The 19,841-nt window shown below is 71.8% G+C and carries 17 protein-coding genes and 3 pseudogenes; 13 read left to right on the top strand and 7 right to left on the bottom strand.

The genetic code is table 11. The features are described from left to right. From KCH87_RS04370 to KCH87_RS04360, 3 genes are all read left to right on the top strand, one after another. Positions 1-1,494 carry a SulP family inorganic anion transporter gene (locus KCH87_RS04370; RefSeq protein ID WP_210584272.1) on the top strand — a complete coding sequence of 498 codons (1,494 nt, stop codon included), beginning with the start codon at positions 1-3 and terminating at the stop codon, positions 1,492-1,494. A gap of 143 nt (positions 1,495-1,637) precedes the next feature. Next, on the top strand, positions 1,638-2,474 hold the full coding sequence (locus tag KCH87_RS04365; protein WP_247195701.1) for a slipin family protein: 837 nt from the start codon (positions 1,638-1,640) through the stop codon (positions 2,472-2,474). A gap of 89 nt (positions 2,475-2,563) precedes the next feature. Further along, positions 2,564-3,946: an alkaline phosphatase PhoX gene (locus KCH87_RS04360; RefSeq protein WP_210584271.1), complete on the top strand. Its 1,383-nt coding sequence runs from the start codon at positions 2,564-2,566 to the stop codon at positions 3,944-3,946. A 109-nt stretch (positions 3,947-4,055) separates the two neighbouring features. Here the strand turns inward: KCH87_RS04360 and KCH87_RS04355 are convergent. Both KCH87_RS04355 and KCH87_RS04350 read right to left on the bottom strand, forming a co-directional pair. Then, a pseudogene (locus KCH87_RS04355) lies at positions 4,056-4,657 on the bottom strand (DNA-binding response regulator). After that, on the bottom strand, positions 4,654-5,850 hold the full coding sequence (locus KCH87_RS04350) for a histidine kinase (RefSeq protein ID WP_210584269.1): 1,197 nt from the start codon (positions 5,848-5,850) through the stop codon (positions 4,654-4,656). The pseudogene KCH87_RS04355 and the gene KCH87_RS04350 overlap by 4 nt, the downstream one beginning before the upstream one ends. A gap of 233 nt (positions 5,851-6,083) precedes the next feature. Between KCH87_RS04350 and KCH87_RS04345 the strand changes: the two genes are divergently transcribed. The 3 genes from KCH87_RS04345 to KCH87_RS04335 all read left to right on the top strand — a co-directional run bounded on the left by KCH87_RS04345 (position 6,084) and on the right by KCH87_RS04335 (position 7,650). Beyond that, positions 6,084-6,485, top strand: coding sequence for a hypothetical protein (locus KCH87_RS04345; RefSeq protein ID WP_210584267.1), 402 nt, complete (start codon positions 6,084-6,086; stop codon positions 6,483-6,485). A gap of 73 nt (positions 6,486-6,558) precedes the next feature. Continuing rightward, positions 6,559-7,416, top strand: coding sequence for a polysaccharide deacetylase family protein (locus KCH87_RS04340; RefSeq protein WP_210584265.1), 858 nt, complete (start codon positions 6,559-6,561; stop codon positions 7,414-7,416). Between the two features lie 18 nt (positions 7,417-7,434). Next, positions 7,435-7,650: a hypothetical protein gene (locus tag KCH87_RS04335; protein WP_210584264.1), complete on the top strand. Its 216-nt coding sequence runs from the start codon at positions 7,435-7,437 to the stop codon at positions 7,648-7,650. Here the strand turns inward: KCH87_RS04335 and KCH87_RS04330 are convergent. Next, positions 7,642-8,097 (bottom strand): annotated as a pseudogene (locus KCH87_RS04330) (ABC transporter); the annotation flags it as partial. The gene KCH87_RS04335 and the pseudogene KCH87_RS04330 sit on opposite strands and share 9 nt — an antisense overlap. Before the next feature lie 92 nt (positions 8,098-8,189). On the opposite strand from KCH87_RS04330, the gene KCH87_RS04325 reads away from it, so the two are divergent. Then, entirely contained in the window at positions 8,190-8,930 is a 741-nt protein-coding gene (locus KCH87_RS04325) for a peptidyl-tRNA hydrolase (RefSeq protein WP_210584262.1), read from the top strand. 163 nt (positions 8,931-9,093) lie between these two features. Further along, the gene (gene rox / locus KCH87_RS04320; RefSeq protein WP_210584260.1) at positions 9,094-10,545 is read left to right on the top strand and encodes a rifampin monooxygenase; all 1,452 of its coding nucleotides are present in this window, start codon (positions 9,094-9,096) and stop codon (positions 10,543-10,545) included. A 33-nt stretch (positions 10,546-10,578) separates the two neighbouring features. On the opposite strand, the gene KCH87_RS04315 is transcribed toward rox, so the two are convergent. Together KCH87_RS04315 and KCH87_RS04310 are read right to left on the bottom strand one after the other, a co-directional pair. After that, a complete protein-coding gene (locus tag KCH87_RS04315) occupies positions 10,579-10,965 on the bottom strand; it encodes a VOC family protein (RefSeq protein ID WP_210584258.1) in 387 nt (128 codons plus the stop codon). Then, positions 10,962-11,264 carry a helix-turn-helix transcriptional regulator gene (locus KCH87_RS04310; RefSeq protein ID WP_210584257.1) on the bottom strand — a complete coding sequence of 101 codons (303 nt, stop codon included), beginning with the start codon at positions 11,262-11,264 and terminating at the stop codon, positions 10,962-10,964. Before KCH87_RS04310 ends, KCH87_RS04315 begins: the two co-directional genes overlap by 4 nt. 146 nt (positions 11,265-11,410) lie before the next feature. On the opposite strand from KCH87_RS04310, the gene KCH87_RS04305 reads away from it, so the two are divergent. The 5 genes from KCH87_RS04305 to KCH87_RS04285 all read left to right on the top strand — a co-directional run bounded on the left by KCH87_RS04305 (position 11,411) and on the right by KCH87_RS04285 (position 17,534). Beyond that, positions 11,411-12,205, top strand: coding sequence for an SAM-dependent methyltransferase (locus tag KCH87_RS04305; RefSeq protein WP_210584255.1), 795 nt, complete (start codon positions 11,411-11,413; stop codon positions 12,203-12,205). A gap of 269 nt (positions 12,206-12,474) precedes the next feature. Then, positions 12,475-13,791 carry a DUF692 domain-containing protein gene (locus tag KCH87_RS04300; protein WP_210584253.1) on the top strand — a complete coding sequence of 439 codons (1,317 nt, stop codon included), beginning with the start codon at positions 12,475-12,477 and terminating at the stop codon, positions 13,789-13,791. 269 nt (positions 13,792-14,060) lie between these two features. Further along, positions 14,061-14,852, top strand: a complete 792-nt coding sequence (locus tag KCH87_RS04295) for a DUF4142 domain-containing protein (RefSeq protein WP_210584251.1) — start codon at positions 14,061-14,063, stop codon at positions 14,850-14,852. Positions 14,853-14,949: 97 nt separating this feature from the next. After that, entirely contained in the window at positions 14,950-15,726 is a 777-nt protein-coding gene (locus KCH87_RS04290) for a TIGR04222 domain-containing membrane protein (RefSeq protein WP_210584249.1), read from the top strand. 116 nt (positions 15,727-15,842) lie between these two features. Then, on the top strand, positions 15,843-17,534 hold the full coding sequence (locus tag KCH87_RS04285; RefSeq protein WP_210584247.1) for an alpha/beta hydrolase: 1,692 nt from the start codon (positions 15,843-15,845) through the stop codon (positions 17,532-17,534). On the opposite strand, the gene hemQ is transcribed toward KCH87_RS04285, so the two are convergent. Next, positions 17,531-18,262, bottom strand: a complete 732-nt coding sequence (hemQ, locus tag KCH87_RS04280) for a hydrogen peroxide-dependent heme synthase (protein ID WP_210584246.1) — start codon at positions 18,260-18,262, stop codon at positions 17,531-17,533. The genes KCH87_RS04285 and hemQ overlap by 4 nt on opposite strands. Positions 18,263-18,267: 5 nt before the next feature. After that, positions 18,268-19,780, bottom strand: a pseudogene (gene hemG / locus KCH87_RS04275) (protoporphyrinogen oxidase). Positions 19,781-19,841: the final 61 nt, after the last annotated feature.

Raw genomic sequence — 19,841 nt, 5'->3', positions numbered from 1 at the left:
ATGAGCACCTCTACCCTCACCAAGTTCCCTGATCTGCGGCGGGACTTCGCCGCGTCCCTCGTTGTCTTCCTGGTCGCGCTCCCGCTGTGCGTGGGTGTGGCCGTCGCCTCCGGTGTGCCGGCCGAGCTCGGGCTCGTCACCGGCATCGTGGGCGGCATCGTCACCGGGCTGATGCGTGGCAGCAGCCTTCAGGTGTCCGGCCCGGCCGCCGGTCTGACCGTGCTGGTCTTCGAGGCGGTGCGCGAGTTCGGGCTGCCGGTGCTCGGCGTGATCGTGCTCGCCACCGGCCTGCTCCAGATGCTGATGGGCGCCCTGAAGCTGGGGCGCTGGTTCCGGGCGATATCCGTCGCCGTCGTCGAGGGCATGCTGGCCGGTATTGGACTCGTCCTGATCGCAGGACAGCTGTATTCGGTCGCGGGCGCCGAGGCGCCCGCCTCCGGGATCGCGAAGATCACGGGGCTGCCCGGGGCGCTCGTGGACGCCGTCCAGGACACCGGGGCGCTGGCCTCGCTGGGCCTCGGCGCGGGCACGATCGCCGTTCTGGTGCTGTGGAAGCGGATGCCGCGCCAGGTGCGCACGGTGCCCGGTCCGCTCGCCGCGGTGGGCCTGGCGACACTGGTCGCCGTGCTGTTCGGCCTGCCGGTGGCCACCGTCGAGGTGCAGGGCCTGCTGGGGTCCATCCAGCCGCCGTCACTGGATGCCTTCGGTGAGCTCGCCGACATCGGCCTGCTCGCCACCATTGCCGCCTTCACGCTGATCGCGTCCGCCGAGTCGCTTTTCAGCGCGGCGGCCGTGGACCGGCTGCACGACGGGCCGCGCACCGAGTACGACAAGGAGCTGCTGGCGCAGGGCGCGGGCAACACCATCTGCGGCGCGCTGGGCGCGCTGCCGATGACCGCGGTGATCGTGCGCAGCGCGGCGAACGTCCAGGCGGGCGCGCGGACCAAGGCGTCCCGGGTGCTGCACGGCGTATGGCTGCTGCTGTTCGCGGCCCTGCTGCCCGCCGCTCTCGCCTACATCCCGATACCGGCCCTGGCGGGCATCCTGGTGCACGCCGGCGCCAAGCTCATACCCGTCCGGGGGATCGTGTCGCTGTGGCGCGAGCACCGCGGTGAGGCGCTGATCCTGGTGATCACGGCGGTGTCGATCGTCGCGGTCAGCATGTTCGAGGGCGTCCTCATCGGCCTCGCCCTGGCCGTCGCCAAGACCGCCTGGGAGGCCTCGCACATCAAGCTGGACGTCATAGACAAGGGCGCCGGGCCCGTCCAGGCGTATCTGTCGGGCAACGCGACCTTCCTCAGGCTGCCGAAAATACTCGACAGCCTGGAGGCCCTGCCCCAGGACCGGCCCATCGAGCTGAACCTCTCCGGGCTGCACCACCTGGACCACGCCTGCCGTACGGCGCTGGAGAACTGGGCCGAGCGGCACAGCGCGGCCGGCACCGATCCGGTACGGCTCGACGGTGCCGTGGTGGCACCCGAGGCGCAGAGGTAACGGCACCTGACGCCCGGCGATGCCCGGCTGAAGCCCCGACTCGGGGCTTCAGCCGGGCATACCGTTGCGCCATTCGGGCATATCGTTGAAACAGGTGCATATCCCGCATTTCTGTGCAGGGCGGCTGAACAGGGGTCGTCATCATGTTCGAAGAGTTGCTGGCCGCGGTTATCGCCGCCGGGGCGGCCGGGGCCGTCTACTTCGCCGCCGCCGCGCGCGTCGTCAAGCAGTACGAGCGCGGCGTGGTCTTCCGGCTCGGGCGGCTGCGCGGCGCCGTGCGCGAGCCGGGGCTGGCCATGATCGTCCCCGGCGTGGAGCATCTGCGCCGGGTCAACCTACAGATCGTGACGATGCCGATCCCGGCCCAGGAGGGCATCACCCGGGACAACGTCACGGTGCGGGTGGACGCGGTCGTGTACTTCAAGGTCGTCGACGCGGCCGCCGCGATCGTCAACGTCGAGGACTACAAGTTCGCGGTCTCCCAGATGGCCCAGACCTCGCTGCGGTCGATCATCGGCAAGAGCGACCTGGACGATCTGCTGTCCAACCGCGAGAAGCTCAACCAGGGTCTGGAGCTGATGATCGACAGCCCTGCCGTCGGCTGGGGGGTGCAGATCGACCGGGTGGAGATCAAGGACGTCTCCCTTCCGGACACGATGAAGCGCTCGATGGCCCGGCAGGCGGAGGCCGACCGGGAGCGCCGGGCCCGGATCATCAACGCCGACGCCGAGCTCCAGGCGTCCAAGAAACTCGCCGAGGCCGCCCAGCAGATGGAGGACACGCCCTCCGCACTCCAGTTGCGGTTGCTCCAGACGGTGATGGCGGTGGCGGCGGAGAAGAACTCCACGCTGGTGCTGCCCATCCCGGTGGAGCTGCTGCGGTTCCTGGAGAAGGGAGCGGGGCCGCCCCCCGACCACTCCGGGCAGACCCCGCCCGACCGCCCGGGCCCGACCCCTCCCGACCGCTCCCTCGAGGCATGACACGTTCTACGCGCGTGGTTCACGCGGCCGTGACCAGATGATAGACACGGCGGCATCACAGTCCTGTCCGCCAGCAGGAAGGTTGCCCCATGCCCGAGAACGGCCTGACGACACGCCGTCAGCTGCTCGCCCGCACCGGCGCGTCGGTCGCCTCGATCGCCTTCGCCGGAAACCTCACCGAACTCTTCGCGGGCACCGCCGCCGCGCAAGCGGACCTGGGCCACACCGATTACGGCCCGCTCGTGCCCGACCCGAAGGGCCTGCTCGACCTGCCGAAAGGCTTCCGCTACCGGGTCCTCTCCCGCGAGGGCGACCCACTGCGCTCCGGCGGGGGCACGGTGCCCTCCCACCCCGACGGCATGGCGGCCTTCGCGGGCCGGCACGGTCGCGTCCACCTGGTCCGCAACCACGAGAACAGGGCCGATGCCGAGATCCCGGTCCCGACGGTCGGCGGCCTCACCTACGACCCCGCGGGCAAGGGCGGCTGTACGACACTGACGCTGGACGGCGGCGGCGAGGTCCGCGCCGAGCGGGTCGCGATCGCCGGTACGGCCGTCAACTGCGCGGGTGGGCCCACTCCTTGGGGCACCTGGCTGACCTGCGAGGAGACCGAGGACCGGGCCGGCACCGCCGGCTACGCCAAGGACCACGGCTTCATCTTCGAGGTCGACCCGGCCGAACCGCACCGCAGCGGGGCCGTGCCGCTGACCGCGATGGGCCGCTTCCAGCACGAGGCGGTCGCCGTCGACCCCCGGCGCGGCATCGTCTACGAGACCGAGGACGCCTTCGAGAAGCCCTTCGGTCTGTTCTACCGCTTCCTGCCCAACCTGCCGCTCGGCAGCCTCGGCTCGCTCCGCGCGGGCGGCCGCCTCCAGGCGATGCGGGTGCCCGGCGTCCCCGACCTCTCCTCGGTCCAGGAGGCCGGCACCCGCTTCGACGGCGTCGAGTGGGTCGACGTACCGGATCCCCTCGCGGCCCGGACCCCCGTCCGCCTCCAGGACTTCGGCCCACGGGGCATCACCCACGCGCAGAAGCTGGAGGGCTGCTACTGGGGCGGGCAGTCCGTGTACTTCGTGTCCTCGTACGCACGCCGCACCGAGGGCTCGGCAGCCGATCACTTCGGGCAGATCTGGCGGTACGACCCGTCGGCGCGCGCCCTCACGCTGGTGGTCGTGTTCGGCCCGGACACCGACGTCCAGCTGCCCGGCGAGTCACCGGACAACATCTGCCTCGCACCGAGCGGCGGGCTCATGGTGTGCGAGGACGGGAACGGCGCCCAGCACGTGTTCGGGGTCACCCGGCAGGGGGAGGTGTACGCGATGGCCCGCAACCGCCAGAACCTGGGCACCGAGCAGGAGCCGGAGTGGGGCGAGTTCGCCGGAGTCACGTTCGCCCCGGACGGCGGGACGATGTACTTCAACTGCTACTCGCCGGGCACGACGTTCGCGGTGACGGGGCCCTGGCGAAGCTGAGCGCTCCGCTGTTCATGCAGTTCGTTCACCGCGGGCCGGTGGGGGCTGGTCGCGCCGTTCCCCGCGCCCCTTACGGGCGCTGTACCGCGCCGGCCTTCACCAGTTCCGCTCAGATCCAGCCCTGCTCCCACGCTCGGTGGGCGGCGGCGTGGCGTGTGGGGGTGCCGAGTTTGGACATGGCGGCGGAGAGGTGGTTGCGGACCGTTCCGGGTGCCAGGTGGACCGCGGCGGCGATCTCGGTGATCGAGGCGCCGGTGCGGGCCGCCCGCAGGATCTCCAGCTCCCGGTCGGTGAGGGGGCAGTCGTCCTCGGTGAGGGCGGAGGCGGCGATGTCGGGATCCACGTAACGGCGGCCCGCGGCGATGTCCCGGATGATCTCCGCCAGCCGGGCCGCCGGGGTCGTCTTGGGCACGAAGCCGCGCACGCCCGCGGAGAGGGCCCGCCGCAGAACCGCGGGACGGGCGTGCCGGTGACGAGGACGATCTGGGTGCCGAGTTCGGCCCGGATCTCCTCGGCGGCCCGCAGTCCGTCGGTGGGTGGCATCTCCAGGTCGAGCACGGCGATGTCGTGGCGATACTCGCGGGCCGGCAGCACCGCGTCCGTGGCGGTGGCGGCCTCGGCGACCACGGTCAGATCGTCCTCCAGCGAGAGCAGCGCGGCCAGGGCACTGCGGAGAACGTCCTCGTCGTCGGCGAGCAGCAACCGGATCATGTCACCTCACGGGAGTCCACGGGCAGCGCGGCCCGCACGACGAACCACTCGCCGTCACGTTCCCACGTCAACTCGCCTCCGGCAGCCCGCAATCGTTCGTCGAGCGACCGCAACCCGGTACCCGTGGTGTCCGAACGCCCTTCTTCGGCACCGTCGTTGCTGACCCGCAGAGAGGCGACACCGCCGGTGACGCGGTACACGACGGCTGCGTGCCGCGCCCGGCTGTGCCGCAGCACATTGGTGGTGGCCTCCCGCATCACCATTCCGAGGAGATGGCGGACCGAGTCGGCGAGCCCGTCCGTGGGGGCGTCGAGGCGCATCCCGGCGTCGATGTCCGCCGCCGCCAGGACCCGCGTCGCGTTGGCGATCTCGTCGTCCAGCGTCGTACGGCGGTAGCCCTGCACCACGGCCCGGGTGTCACGCAGCGCGTCGTAGGACAGCTGTCGTACCTCCTTCATCTCACCGGCGGCGCGCACCGGGTCGGACTCGACGAGCCGCGCGGCCAACTCGCTCTTCAGCGCGATGACTTGCAGATGGTGTCCCTGGATGTCGTGCAGGTCCGCGGCGAACCGGAGGCGCTCGTCCTTCACCGCCAGCTCCGCCTCCAGCCGCCGGGCCCGGTCCAGCCGCCCCGCGATGTCCCAGGCCCACAGCGGCCCGAGGGTCAGCCAGACGGTGCAGGCGACCAGCCCCGCCGGAAACAGTGCCGCATACGTCAGTTGCCCGTCCCCGGCGACCAGGCTGACGATGCCGCCGGGCAGCGTGGCCAGGACCACCGCCCCGGCGATCGCCTGCCGCCTGCGGCGCGGCGTGAGAAAGGTCGCGGCGATCGCCACCGTCACCCCCGGCGCCACCGCCCAGACCCCGTACTCGCGCCGCGTCAGTGGCAGCACCGCGAGCACGAGCGCCGCCGCGCCCGCGACCAGCAGCCAACCCACAGGCGGACGTGGGGAGTTCAGCTCCGCCGGGGGCGGATCCAGCCGTCTGCTGAGCAGCACCACACTTGCCAGCGTCTCGACCACCAGGACAGGGGCGCCGACGGCCCGGATCCAGAGCGGCCAGTCGTCGTCCAGGATCCAGTCGCCGATCAGGACGACCAGAACCAAGGCAGTGGTGCCTGGCACGGCCCACCACGTATAGCGGCGGAAGCTGGTCAGCCCCGTCGCTCCGCGCTCTCCCGGCCCGTCGCCCACCCGGTCATTGTCGCAGCGGCACACCGTCCGGGCGGAGTGCCGAACGGCCCCTCCCCGCATGACAGATGTCATGCCGGACGGTGACAACTCCACGGGCGTGCATGCCGTTTCGGCACTACTGGCGATCCCCTCCCGTCCGCAGTCTGAGGGCGTGCGAGACACCCCGGACCCGTTCACACCTGGACTCCTCAGGAGGTACGTCATGCCTGCCGCTCCTGCTCACGGTTCCCGGCATGGTCATCGGGGGCTCGGGCGACGGCGACGTGGCCGACTCGGTCGAGATGTTCGGCGAGGGCCTGCCTCTGCTGCCCCTGCTGTACCTGATCGTCCACCAGCTGGGAAAGCCCCGGCTGACCTGGCCCGTTCTCGGAGTGGGCGTGGCACTGGTCGTCGCCCTGCGGGCGCTGGACATGGTGTCCCAGTCCATGGCCCTGACCGTCGTCGCACTGCTCGTCCTGGTCCTCGGCGCCGTCCGCGGCACTCCGCACGGACCGGCCGTCTTCCGGATCCAGACCGCCGGGGCGTTCGTCTTCTGCACGCTGGCCCTTGCGGGCCTGGCCGTGGACCCCGACCTGGGCCGCTACCTGGTGGCCGCGGGCTGGTTCTTCCACGGCCTGATCCCGTCGGACGGGTGAATTCGGCGAGAGACATCCGGAGAGAACCCTCAAAAGACAAAAGCCATATTCCACACATAGTTACGTTCATGAGGTGATCACACTTGTACGAAGAGTAGCCACCGTCTGCGTCCTGGGTGCCACCCTCGCCGCCTGCGGGACGGCCGAAGCACCGCGCCGTCCCGCCCCCTCGAAGCCGGTCGTCGCTCCGTCGCGGCCCCCCACCCTCGCCCCCGGGCCCGCGGGCCTGACCCCCGTGTTCGAGAACGGCCGGCGAACGGAGGACAAGACCGTCGCCCTCACCTTCGACGCCGACATGACCGCGGACCAGGGGCCGCGGGCGGCGGCGGGAGAGCACTTCGACAATCCGCAGCTCATCGCGGCGCTCCGGGCGCTGAAGGTTCCGGCGACCGTGTTCATGACGGGCCGATGGGCCGAGGAGTATCCGGTCCAGGCCCGGACCATCGGCCGCGACCCGCTCTTCGAGATCGCGAACCACTCGTACAGCCACTACGCCTTCACCGCCGACTGCTACGGCCTGCCGACCGTGCCCGAGGACCGGATGCGGGCGGACGTGGAGCGGGCGTTCGCGGCCTTTCACAGGGCCGGGGTGCGGGCGCCGATGCCGTACTTCCGCTTCCCCGGCGGCTGTTACGACGGCCGGGCCCTGAAGGCGCTGAGCGCGACCGGCGTCACCGCCGTGCAGTGGGATGTGGTGGGCGGGGACGCCTTTGCGACCGACGCGGACGCCGTGGCCCAACAGGTGCTGGACGGCGTGCGGCCGGGCTCGGTGGTGGTGCTGCACTGCACGCGCAGCGCCGCCCCGGCGACCGAACGCGCCCTCCACACGATCGTCCCCGAGCTGCGCCGCAAGGGCTTCCGGTTCGTGAAGGTGTCCGAGCTGATCGGGGCCGCGGGCGGGCACGCCGACCCTCGCACGACGGACGGCTGACCCTCGTACGCTGGGCATATGAGCGACGACGACTACTGCCTGATCGACGCGACCAGGCCGCCGAGGGCCGACGGGCCGCCGTACGCGATGGGGGTCCCCCCGCTCGAGCGAAGCCGAGAGTGGGGGAGTGTGCTCTGCCAGGAGCCGACGGAGTACCCGGAGTCGTACAAGGGCATCACCCTCTGCCCGGTCTGCGAGTGGCAGGAGGCCCAGCGCACCGCCTGCTCAGGGTGACCTGCGGGACGTGAGCGCGCAGGCCACGGCGACCGCCGCCGTGGTGAGCAGGGCCGAGGCGGCCAGCGGCAACAGGGGCAGCGGCACCCGGCCCGACTGCGACCCCGTGACCAGTCCGCTGACCGCCGCCTGCGCCGGGGACCCGGTGACGACCACGGACAGCAGAGCCGCGAGCAGCATCGCCGGGACCGCCCGGACGGGCGAGCGCAGCAGCGGCCAGGAGGTGAGCGCGCCGACGGCCGTGCCGAGCAGCGCACAGGCCGGCGTGGCGACCAGCCCGGCCGCGCCCGCCGGGAGCGGCGCCACCCGGGTCTGGTGGTCGGAGCTCACCGGATCGCCGATCAGCGTCACGACGAGGGTCGCGACGGTGCCGAGCGCCGCGGTCGAGGCCAACGCGACCAGCAGACAGGCCAGGTGCACCCGCCCGGGCCCGACCGCGGCGGCCACCGGGTCCGACGCCCTCCAGCCGTAAGTCACGTCGCATGCGCTCATCCTCTCGCGCCCGGAGGAACGATCTTCCGCCTGGCAGACTGGAGGACGTGACCAGTGATCCCACCGTTCCCGGCGAGAGCCCCTTCCGTTCCGAGCCGTCCGTGCGCGACGCGGCGCCGCAGTTCGTGCTGCCGCTGGTCGCGCGGATCGAGCGGGCGGCTCCCCCGGCCCGTACGGACGCGTTGGAGACCGCGGCCCGCGCGGTCCTGGTGCTGCTCAGCGACGAGCGTGCGCTGGGCGACGGGGAGTGGGCGCAGGCCGTGCGGGACTGGCAGGACGCGCGGATCCGCAAGGTGGTTCGGCGGGCGCGGGGCGCGGAGTGGCGGCGGGCCGAGGCGCTGCCCGGCATCACGGTCACGGGCAAGTCCGCGGAGGTACGGGTCTTTCCGCCCGTCCCGCTGGACGGCTGGCCCAAGGACCTCGCCCGGCTCCAGGTCTCCGGCACCGACCTCGACGACCCGGAGCCGCCGGCCGAGGCCGACCCGGGCGCGCCGGTGCTGTGGCTGAGCCCGGACCTGGACATGACGGCCGGCAAGGCCATGGCGCAGGTCGGGCACGGCGCCCAACTCGCCTGGTGGGAGCTGTCGGACGAGGACCGCGCGGCCTGGCGCGACGCGGGCTTCCCCCTGTCCGTCCGCACCGCACCCACCGACCGCTGGCCCGAACTCACCACTCGCGGCCTGCCGTTGGTCCGCGACGCGGGCTTCACGGAGATCGCGCCCGGGCTGACCGTTGCCGTCGAGGGCGCCCACCGAGTCGGGTCTCTGCCGCGCCCACCACACGCGTGAGGCAAGGAGCTTTCCCACTCCTTGCCACTCTCAACGTATAGCGGACAGGGGGCCTTGCGGCAAGGCCCCGGTCGTGCCGCAGAATGACCGGCCAAGGCCAGGACCTGCGGGAATCGCGTGTTCGCGCATTGCGTGCGCTGTCGTTGGCGTATTGGGGGTTTCGATGACTGACGTGATCGTGGTCGGCGGTGGGCCGACCGGCTTGATGCTCGCCTGCGAACTGCGGCTGCACGACGTGCACGTGGTCGTGCTGGAGAAGTTGACGGAGCCGACCAAGGAGTCCCGGGGGCGCGGCCTGCACGCGCGCAGCGTCGAGTTGATGGACCAGCGCGGCCTGCTGGACCGGTTCCTCGCGGTCAGTGAGAAGTTCCAGGTCGGCGGTTTCTTCGGCGGCATCCACAAGCCGTGGCCCGACCGGCTGGACACGGCTCACCCCTACGGCCTGTCCACTCTGCAACCGGTCACCGAGCGGCTGCTCAAGGAGCGTGCGCTCGAACTCGGTGCCGAGATCCGGTACGGCCGCGAAGTGGTCGGGGTGGACCAATCCGACGACGAGGCCGGGGCCGGGGCCACCGTCGAGCTGGCGGACGGCACGCGCCTGCGCTCGCGCTACCTCGTCGGGTGCGACGGTGGCCGCAGCCTGGTGCGCAAACTGCTCGGCGTCGGTTTCCCCGGCGAGCCCTCCACGGTCGAGACGCTGCTCGGTGACATGGAGATGTCCGAGGATCCGGAGACGGTCGCCGCCGTCGTCGCGGAGGTCCGCAAGACCCAGCTGCGCTTCGGCACCATCCCCAACGGGGACGGGACGTACCGCGTCGGCGTGCCTGCCGACGGTGTGGCCGAGGACCGTGCGGCCGCGCCGACCCTTGATGAGTTCAAGCAGCAGCTGCGGGCGTACGCCGGTACCGACTTCGGTGTGCACTCGCCGCGCTTTCTCTCCCGGTTCGGCAACGCCACCCGGCAGGCCGAGCGCTACCGGGTCGGCCGCGTGCTGCTGGCCGGCGACGCGGCGCACATCCACCCGCCGACCGGTGGGCAGGGGCTCAACCTCGGCATCCAGGACGCGTTCAACCTGGGCTGGAAACTGGCCGCCGCGGTGGAGGGCTGGGCGCCGGAGGGGCTGCTGGACAGCTACCACACCGAACGGCACCCGGTGGGCGCCCGCGTGCTGGACAACACCCGCGCGCAGATGACCCTGCTGGGGACCGGTCCGGGCGTGGCCGCACTGCGGGAGCTGTTGTCGACGCTGATGGACTTCGAGGAGGTGAACCGGTACATGACCGGGATGGTCACCGCGGTCGATGTCCGCTACGACCTCGGCGAGGGCCACGAACTGCTCGGCCGGCGGCTGCGGGACGTGAAGCTGAAGCGGGGCCGCCTCTACGAGCTGATGCACGGCGGCCGCGGGCTGCTGCTCGACGGGACCGGCCGGCTTTCGGTGGCGGGCTGGGAAGACCGGGTCGACCACGTCGTCGACGCCGGCGAGGAACTGGACGCGCCCGCGGTGCTGCTGCGGCCGGACGGCCATGTGGCCTGGGTCGGCGAGGATCAGCAGGACCTGGAGAGCCGGCTGCCCGAGTGGTTCGGCGCGGTCCGGTCCCGTACTTCCCACTGACTCTGCCTGACCGCCGACACCACGGCCGGCGCCTTACTTGCTGTGCACGATCTGGATCAGGTTGCCGCAGGTGTCGTCCAGAACCGCAGTGGTGACCGTGCCCATCTCCAGCGGCTCCTGCGTGAACCGCACCCCGAGCCCGCGCAGCCGCTCGAACTCCGCCTGTACGTCGTCCACGGCGAAGGAGACGGCCGGGATGCCGTCCGCGGCCAGCCCGTCCTTGTACGCCTTCACCACGGGGTGACGGGAGGGCTCCAGGAGCAGTTCGGTCCCGTCGGGCTCCTCCGGCGAGACCACGGTCAGCCACCGGTCGTCGCCCAGCGGGACGTCGTGCTTCTTCCGGAACCCGAGCACGTCGGTGTAGAAGAGCAGGGCCTTTTCCTGGTCGTCGACGAAGGCGCTGGTCAGGTGGATCCTCATGATGTGTCCTCCGGTGTCTCGGCTGTGCCGGGCCTGAGCCATCGGGTCACGATGAGCTCAAGCGGTTGGGTGTTCAGATCGTGGAACTTGTAGCGGCCCTCGCGCCGTGAACGGACCAGACCCGCGGATTCCAGTACGGCCAGGTGCTGGCTGACCGCCTGGCGGGACAGCCCCAGACCGTGCTTGGTCACCAGCCGGGTGCATATCTCGAACAGGGTCTGCCCGTCCCGTTCCACCAGCTCATCGAGGATGCGTCGACGGGTGGGGTCGGCCAGCGCCTTGAAGAGATCCTCCGACATGACCACCACCATAGGCAAGTGACGGCTTGCCTATCAAGTCGTACGGCCTTGTCGTCCCCCTCCTTCGCCCGGCGCGGATCATCGGGCTACCGTGAGACCCGCGCCGCTGGGAACGCGCAACGCCGAGGGTATGTCCGGGAGTTGTCATGTCAGTCGACCGTCCGCCGATCAACAGCAATGTGCCGCACTCCGCACGCATCTGGAACTACTGGCTGGGCGGGAAGGACTGCTACGAGATCGACCGGCAGGTCGGCGACCAGATGCGTGAGCTCAACCCCGAGATCGTCGACATCGCACGCGCCCAGCGGGGGTTCCTCAAACGCGCGGTCACGTATCTGGCCGCGGAGGCCGGGATACGGCAGTTCCTCGACGTCGGCACCGGTCTGCCCACCCTCGACAACACCCACGAGGTCGCCCAGGGCATCGCCCCCGAATCGAGGATCGTGTACGTCGACCACGATCCCGTCGTGCTCACCCACGCCCACGCCCTGCTCACCAGCACACACGACGGCGCCACCGACTACATCGACGCCGACCTGCGCGACCCGGAGTCCATCCTGCGTGGCGCCGAGCGCACGCTCGACTTCGGCCGGCCCGTCGCGCTCATGCTGCTCGGCATCGTCGCGCACGTGCCGGACGACACCGCCTACCCGATCGTGGAACGGCTCAAGGAGGCCCTCCCCGCCGGGAGCCACCTGGTGTTCTGCGACAGCACCGAGGTGTTCCACGCGGACGAGATGCGGGCGATGGTCGGGCGCTGGAACGAGGCGAGCGACAACCCGCGGATCAACCGGGCCCCCGAGCAGCTGGCCCGCTTCTTCGACGGCTTCGACCTGCTGGAGCCCGGTCTGGTCCCGGTCGCCGAGTGGCGCTCCGGCCCGTCGGCCGCGGACGAGCGGCGGGACGTGGACAGCTTCGGAGGCGTGGCCGTCAAGCGCTGAAGGGCGGGCCCGTCCCCGCCGCCGTGAAGTGCTGAAGGATCCGGGCCTTCGTCCCCGCGGTTGAACACCGGCCGCTTCCCGCCCGTACATCCCGGCGTCGGCAGCCTCCCGTCCACGTCCGCCCCTCCCCGAACCTCAAATGTTGCTCTGAAGGCGCCCGGAGCGCGGTTCGGGCGGGCACGCCGGGGCCATACCCCCGTCACACAGCGGCGGCACGTCGAAGGAGACGACGCGGCGGAGCCAGGTGACACCGGGCGGAGGAGGGGACGATGGAGCGACTGGGGACGGGAATCGGGTGGCGGCCGGAGATCGCGGACGCCGTGGAGCGCATGCCGGGTATCGACTGGGTCGAGGCCGTGGCCGAGAACGTATGCCCCGGCCATCTTCCCGAGTCGCTGCTGCGGCTGCGCGAGCGCGGCGTGACCGTCGTCCCGCACGGCGTCTCCCTCGGCCTCGGCGGCGCCGACCGCCCCGACGGGTCCCGCCTCACGGCTCTCGCCGAGCGCGCCGAGGCGCTGGGCTCCCCGCTGGTCACCGAGCACATCGCGTTCGTACGGGCGGGCGGCTCCCTGACCGCGTCCCCTCGCCTGGAGGCGGGCCACCTGCTGCCCGTACCGCGCACGAGGGACTCCCTCGACGTCCTCTGCGAGAACATCCGTATCGCCCAGGACGCGCTGCCCGTACCGCTCGCCGTGGAGAACATCGCGGCGCTCATCGCGTGGCCCGGCGAGGAGATGACCGAGGGCCAGTTCCTGTACGACCTCGCCGACCGCACCGGCGTACGGCTCCTGATCGACGTGGCCAACCTGCACACCAACCACGTCAACCGCGCCGAGGACCCGGCCAAGGCCCTCGCCGAACTCCCCCTGGAGGCCATCGCCTACGTCCATGTCGCGGGCGGCTTCGAACGCGACGGCGTCTGGCACGACAGCCACGCCCATCCGGTCCCCGCCGCGGTCCTCGACATCCTGACCGACCTCGCCTCCCGCGTCTCGCCTCCCGGCGTCCTGCTGGAAAGGGACGAGAACTTCCCCCAACCGGCCGAGCTGGAGCGGGAGTTGGAGGCGATTCAGGGGGCGCTGGAGAGGGGGCGGGCGACTCGGGAGTCCTCGACGAGCAGCCCCTCCAAGGCGCCGCAAGGCTCCGCCGCCGAGCCTCCCGCCGACACGACCGCCGCCCGCCAGCGCCTCGCCCTCGCGCAGACGGCGCTCCTGTCCGCCCTGATCGCCGGCACGCCCGTCCCCGAAGGCTTCGACCGGGTCCGGCTGGGCGTACAGGCACGGGCCCTCACCGGAAAGCGCGCGGACGTCGTGGCAAAGGTCGCGCCGGAACTCCCGCACATCCTCGGCAAGGGATACCGCCCCGCCTTCCTCGCCTACGCCCAGGGCCACCCGATGACGGGCGGCTACCGCCAGGACGCACTGGACTTCGCGGGGCATCTGCTGGACGGGGAGCGGCCCGAGGACGCGGCAGCGCGACGAGAGCTCCACGAGTGGCGCCAGGAACGCTCAGGCCCGACCCCGCACTCCCACCGCCCCGCAGCCCGCCTGGCCCGCGCGACCCGCAAGGTGCTGCTACGCCGCTGAGCGGGGCCACCACACCTGCCGCCGGCCCAGCAGACGCGGACTCCCGCCAAATGTGCGGGACATAACACCCCACCCCCAACACACTCCCGGAACTCTGGCTTTGCCCACCTTTACCCCTGTATGCCAACCGCCTAAATCCCGCATACGGCGCCCATCACCCACGCCCCAACCCTGCTTGCCCCTGCCGCAGTCGGCGTAGACCGCGAAGTAACATGCCAACGCCGCACCCGAAAGCGCACTAGCGTGCGGTGCCGCAAGCAGGAGGCACCATGCGACCGCGACCCCCGATCAACGGCCGAGGCATATTCACCGGCACCGGGCTGATCATCACCGGACTGGCAGCGACCCTCGCGGCGCTGATCTTCCCGATCTGGTCGTACGCCGACCGTTCCGGAACCGGCGTGGACGTACTCAACGCCCAGACGATGTCGACGAAGTTCGGTCCGCTGTCGGGGCTCGACCGCGAGTTCATCACGAAGGTCCGGCTGGCGGGCCTGTGGGAGCTGCCCGCGGGCCGGCAGGCCCAGCAGAAGGGCACCACCCCGGCGGTACGCACGGCGGGACAGCACCTGATCGACGGCCATGTCTTCCTCGACGAACGGGTCCGCGACGTCGCGTCCAGGCTCGGGCTCGCGCTGCCCAACGAGCCCAGCGGCCAGCAGCAGGAGTGGCTCGCCACGCTCAGCGCGGCCCAGGGAGTGACGTACGACCGCGAGTTCGCGAACATCCTGCGCCTGGCGCACGGCAAGGTCTTCTCCGTCGTCGCCCAGGTCCGCGCAAGCACCCGCAACTCACTGGTCCGCGCACTCGCCGACGACGCGAACACCACCGTGCTGGACCACATCAAGGTGCTGGAGGCCACGGGCTACGTCGACTTCGACGGCCTGGCCCGGGACATGGCCGCCGGCAGCACTCCCCCGCTCACCCGCCCCCCGGCCCCGCCCGGCCCCACCACCGACCCGGGCCCGGCGATCCCGGTCACTCCGCCACCGTCCCCGACGTACCCTCTCCCGCCGCCCGTCGCCAGCCCGCCTCCGCCGGAGATTCCAGGCGGTACCTGAGGAAAACGCCCCAAAACCGCAACCATTGATTGAGGAACCCCCACCGCGAACAACCAAGTCCGCGAAAGCGGGGGCGGTTCAGCCCCAGAATGGGGCCATGTTCTGGGTCGTCCTCCTGCTGCTGGCCTGGGCCGCCGCCGGCACGTCGTGCACCCGGTTGTGCCTGGCCGCGGTACGTACGGCGGCCGCGGACGCCGATGCCGCAGCGGGCCGGGGGCACGACCTGACGCTGTACGAGGCGGCGTTCCTGTCCGGTGGCCCCCGCCGGGTCGCCGATCTGACCCTGGTGTCCATGGCCCGCCAGCACCGGCTGCTGCTCGCCCACACGGGCTGGGCGACGGTCGTCGACCCGCGCGGGCGGGACGAGATGGAGCGGACGGTGATAGGGGCCATCGGGCCGGAGGGGCAGTCGCCCATCGCCCCGGTACGGGACGCCGCGGCCGCCGCCGACGCGGTCGGCAGCCTCGCCGACCGGCTCGTCAGCGCGGGCCTCGCCGTACCCGTCGGCTCCCGTACGTCCGTCGGGGCCGCGGTCCGCAAGGTGCAGCTCGCCGCGGTGGCCGTCCTCGCGCTGGGCGCCGCGGCGCTGCTGACGCCGGCCCCGTCGGAGCTGCCGCGCAACCTGGTCGCCCTCTGGTTCGCACTCCCCCTCACCCTCACCCTGAGCTGCCTGGCGATCGCGCGGATCGAAATCCACCCGTGCTCCCGCTGGGCCTCCCCGGCCGGGCAGCACCTGCTGGGCGCCCTGGCCCGGCACGCAGGCGGCGGCGACCGTACGGACCTCACCTCCGTCGCCGTACTCGGGGTGCGCGCGATCGGCGAACCCGACCTGCGTGCGGCCTTCCGGGCCCATGATCCGTACTGGCGCCACTGACACGTCAGGGGGCGCATAGGGCGCAATGACGCCGACACCGGCGGGCGGTGCTTGCCTTCCCCAACCCGCGACCGAAACATCCCCTTTGTTGCTGCCGTGCACCGAAGGGATACGCGATGAGAGCCCCCGCCCTCCATTTGGCCGCCGGGTCCTTGCTCCTGACAGCCCTTGCCGGTGTCACCGCCCCGCCGGCCGGCGGGGCGGAGGCCGCTCCGGGCGCGTCCGAGCTGCACGGCACCACGGTGGCCGCCACGCGCGCCGAGGCGGCCGGGATCGACTTCGGCGCCTGCGCCGAGGGCCAGGACCTGCCGGGCCGCATGCAGTGCGGCACGGTGACCGTCCCCCTCGACTACGCGCAGCCGAACGGCAAGCAGATCGAACTCACCGTCAGCCGCGTGCCGGCGACCCGCAAGGACCCCCGCAACAGCAAGCGCAAGGTGCCCCGGCAGGGCGCCCTGGTCTACAACCCGGGCGGACCGGGCGCCACGGGCATGTACTTCCCGCTGATCGGCATGCTCCCCGAGTGGAAGCGCATCGCCGCGGCGTACGACCTCGTCGGCTACGCCCCGCGCGGGGTCGGCCGGTCCGCGCCGCTGTCCTGCCAGGACCCGAAGCAGTTCTCCAAGGCGCCCTCGCAGTCACCGACGTATCCCTCTCCGGCGTACAAGAAGGAGCGCATCGCGCAGGCCAAAGCGTATGCGCGCGGTTGCGCCAAGCGTTCGGGCGGTGCGCTGAAGCACTACCACTCCCTCAACAACGCCCGTGACCTGGACGTCCTGCGGGCGGCGCTGGGCGAGAAGAAGCTGACGTTCATGGGCGCGTCGTACGGGACCTACTTCGGGGCGCTGTACGCGACGCTGTTCCCCACGCACGTACGGCGCATGGTGTTCGACGGGCCGGTGAACCCGGCCCCGGAGCAGATCTGGTACCGCAACAACCTCGACCAGTCGGCCGCGTTCGAGGGTCGCTGGGAGGATCTGCGGGAGTGGATCGCCAAGCACGACGACGTGTACGGCCTCGGCGAGACCCCTGAGGACGTGCTGCGCAGCTTCGAGAAGGCGCGGACGCGGCTGGCCGCCGAACCGGCGGGCGGGAAGGTGGGGCCCGGGCAGTTGCAGGACGCGTTTCTCATGGCCGGGTACTACGACGACTACTGGCCGGGCCGCGCGCAGGCCCTGTCGGCGTATCTCAAGGGCGATCCGAAGCCGCTGATCGACATCGCCGGGCCACAGGCGGAGGCGGCGGCCGAGGAGGAGAACTCGGGCGCCGTCTACACGGCCGTCGAGTGCAACGACGGGCCCTGGCCGACGGACTTCAGGGTGTGGGACCGGGACAACACCCGGCTCGCGTGGAAGGCGCCCTTCGAGACGTGGGACAACGTGTGGCTCAACCTGCCGTGCGCCTACTGGCCGGTGCCGCGGCAGGAGCCCCTCGATGTCCGCACCGGACCGGGTGAGCTGCCGCCGACCCTGATCCTGGCCGCCGAGCGGGACGCCGCCACGCCGTACCGCGGCGCACTCGAACTGCGCGGGCGGCTGTCGGGCTCGGTGCTGGTGACCGAGGAGGACTCCGGCACGCACGGCATCGCGGGCGGGCCGAACGCCTGCGTCAACGGCCACGTCGACGCCTACCTGCTGGAGGGCCGGCTGCCGCTGCGGCGCGCGGACGCGGCCTGTGATGCCCATCCGGAGCCCAAGCCCGGCGCTCCGCGATCAGGCGGTCATGCATCTGCCGGCAGTCGGGGGCTGGGCGCTCCCGCGCCCCTTACGGGGCGCGGAACGGCACCGGACGTCAACAAGTCCGCCTAGGCCAGCCCGGCCACCAGCTCGGTCACCGACTTGCGGCGCCCGGTGTAGAACGGCACCTCCTCGCGGACGTGCATCCGGGCCTCCGACGCGCGCAGGTGGCGCATGAGGTCGACGATGCGGTACAGCTCGTCGGCCTCGAAGGCGAGGATCCACTCGTAGTCGCCGAGGGTGAACGAGGCGACGGTGTTGGCGCGCACGTCCGGGTAGCCGCGGGCCATCTTGCCGTGGTCGGCGAGCATGCGGCGGCGGTCCTCGTCGGGCAGCAGGTACCAGTCGTAGGAGCGCACGAAGGGGTAGACGCTGATGTAGTTGCGCGGCGTCTCGTCGGCGAGGAACGCCGGGATGTGCGAGCGGTTGAACTCGGCGGGGCGGTGCAGCGCCATGTTCGACCAGACCGGCTCGAGGGCGCGGCCCAGCCTGGTGCGGCGGAAGAGGTTGTACGCCTCCTGGAGCTGGTCGCTGGTCTCCGCGTGCCACCAGATCATGAGGTCGGCGTCGGCGCGCAGGCCCGACACGTCGTACGTGCCGCGGATGGTCACGTCCTTCGCGGCGAGCTGGTCGAACAGCTCCTGGACCTCGTCGGCGTAGCCCGCGCGGTCCTCGGGGAGGACGTCCTTCAGCTTGAAGACGGACCAGAGCGTGTAGCGGATGACCTCGTTGAGGTCCTTGGCCAGCTTGCCCTTGTTCGGGACCCTGGCGGACTCGGTGGTGGAGGCGTCGTCACTCATGTCCCTCATTCTCCCGCTCCGCCGTGCAGACTCTGCACCGGGTGTGCGGTGAGGTCTTCCGCCCACCCGTCGCCCGCCACCACCCTTGACCGAAGCGCTGCGCGCTGCCCCTTTTCATTGCAGGTCACCGTGGATCTGGTCCACCGCCGCGTACGCGCTCGCGATGCACGCCGGGATGCCGACGCCGTCGTACTGCGCTCCGCACACCGCGAGGCCCGGCAGCTTGGCGATGTGCTCGCGGATGCGGGTCACGCGCGCGTGGTGGCCGACGGGGTACTGGGGCAGGCCGTCGTCCCAGCGGGTGACGCGGGTCTCGACGGGGGTCGCGTCGAGACCGGTCGCCGCCTTCAGATCGTGCCGCGAGACGTCCACCAGGTCGGCGTCCGTCCGCTGGAGGATCTCGGTCTCGCCGTACCGCCCGACGGAGGTGCGCAGGACGACGAGGTCCGGGTTCTCGTCGGCGATCCAGCCCCACTTCTGCGAGGCGAACGTCGACGCCTTGATGGTGCGCCCGTCGACCGGCGGCACGAGGAACCCGCTGCCTTCGGGGAGCGCGGTCCCGGTGCGGCGGTAGGCGAGGGTGACCAGCGCCATGGAGGCGTACTCGACGGCGGAGAGCTCGGCCGCGGCGGTGGGGGCCTCGGCCCGCAGGAGGCCGGCCGCGGCGGGGGCGGGCACGGCGACGACCACCGCATCGGCGTGCAGCACGCGGTCACCGGCGACGATCCGCCACCTCCCGGAGGGCTCCCGGCGCAACTCCGTGACCGGCGCCCCCGTCACGATCTCGCCGCCCCGCGCCCGCACCGACTCCGCCACCGCGAGCGGCAGTCGGCCCACCCCGCCCTCGATGCCCATGAAGACCGGCCCGGTCTGCTGGGCGGCGGCCGCCTTCGCCTGGATCTCGCGGACCGCCTCAGTCAAAGAATCGTGCGTCCGGGCCGCCTGGAAGAGCTGCGGGACCGCCGAACGCATCGAGATGCGGTAGGCGTCACCCGCGTAGACACCGCCCAGCAGGGGTTCCACCAGACGGTCGACGACCTCTCTGCCCAGCCGCTCCGCCACGTACGCCCCGACCGCCACGTCCTCCCCCACCTCGGTGCGCGGCAGGTCGGCGTCGCGCTCGATGCGGCGCAGGCCGTCCTCGGAGAGGACGCCGGTCAGGGCGGAGGCGGTGCCGGGGACACCCATCACGTGGCCCTTGGGCATGGGGCGCAGGGCACCGCGGGTCCAGAGGGACGCGGACGCCGTGGCGGGCGGCTTGAGGCGGTCGGCGAGCCCCACCTCCCGCGCGAGAGCCACCGCTTCGGGGCGGCGCGCGAGCATCGACTCGGCGCCGAAGTCCACACGCGCGCCCGCGATCTCGCCCGGCAGCAGCTTGCCGCCGACACGGTCCGACGCCTCGAGGACGGTCACCCGCGCCCCCCGCTGCACCAGCCGGTGGGCGGCGGCCAGCCCGGCGACGCCCCCACCGATGACGACGACCTGCCCCGCACCCGAACGAGTCTCCACTTCGCGCATGTCCACAGCCTCTCAGACCCCACTGACAGTCCGTCCGCGCCCCGGTGTCCCGCACGAGTCC

It is taken from the genome of Streptomyces sp. GESEQ-35, from assembly GCF_017948485.1.
Taxonomy (GTDB): Bacteria; Actinomycetota; Actinomycetes; order Streptomycetales; family Streptomycetaceae; genus Streptomyces.
This window is presented reverse-complemented; position numbering and strand designations above follow the sequence as displayed.

Coding starts and splice junctions, on each gene's coding strand:
- KCH87_RS04370 (WP_210584272.1), top strand. CDS start 1: ATGAGCACCTCTACCCTCACCAAGTTCCCTGATCTGCGGCGGGACTTC.
- KCH87_RS04365 (WP_247195701.1), top strand. CDS start 1,638: ATGTTCGAAGAGTTGCTGGCCGCGGTTATCGCCGCCGGGGCGGCCGGG.
- KCH87_RS04360 (WP_210584271.1), top strand. CDS start 2,564: ATGCCCGAGAACGGCCTGACGACACGCCGTCAGCTGCTCGCCCGCACC.
- KCH87_RS04345 (WP_210584267.1), top strand. CDS start 6,084: ATGGTCATCGGGGGCTCGGGCGACGGCGACGTGGCCGACTCGGTCGAG.
- KCH87_RS04335 (WP_210584264.1), top strand. CDS start 7,435: ATGAGCGACGACGACTACTGCCTGATCGACGCGACCAGGCCGCCGAGG.
- rox (WP_210584260.1), top strand. CDS start 9,094: ATGACTGACGTGATCGTGGTCGGCGGTGGGCCGACCGGCTTGATGCTC.
- KCH87_RS04315 (WP_210584258.1), bottom strand. CDS start 10,965: ATGAGGATCCACCTGACCAGCGCCTTCGTCGACGACCAGGAAAAGGCC.
- KCH87_RS04310 (WP_210584257.1), bottom strand. CDS start 11,264: ATGTCGGAGGATCTCTTCAAGGCGCTGGCCGACCCCACCCGTCGACGC.
- KCH87_RS04305 (WP_210584255.1), top strand. CDS start 11,411: ATGTCAGTCGACCGTCCGCCGATCAACAGCAATGTGCCGCACTCCGCA.
- KCH87_RS04300 (WP_210584253.1), top strand. CDS start 12,475: ATGGAGCGACTGGGGACGGGAATCGGGTGGCGGCCGGAGATCGCGGAC.
- KCH87_RS04295 (WP_210584251.1), top strand. CDS start 14,061: ATGCGACCGCGACCCCCGATCAACGGCCGAGGCATATTCACCGGCACC.
- KCH87_RS04290 (WP_210584249.1), top strand. CDS start 14,950: ATGTTCTGGGTCGTCCTCCTGCTGCTGGCCTGGGCCGCCGCCGGCACG.
- KCH87_RS04285 (WP_210584247.1), top strand. CDS start 15,843: ATGAGAGCCCCCGCCCTCCATTTGGCCGCCGGGTCCTTGCTCCTGACA.
- hemQ (WP_210584246.1), bottom strand. CDS start 18,262: ATGAGTGACGACGCCTCCACCACCGAGTCCGCCAGGGTCCCGAACAAG.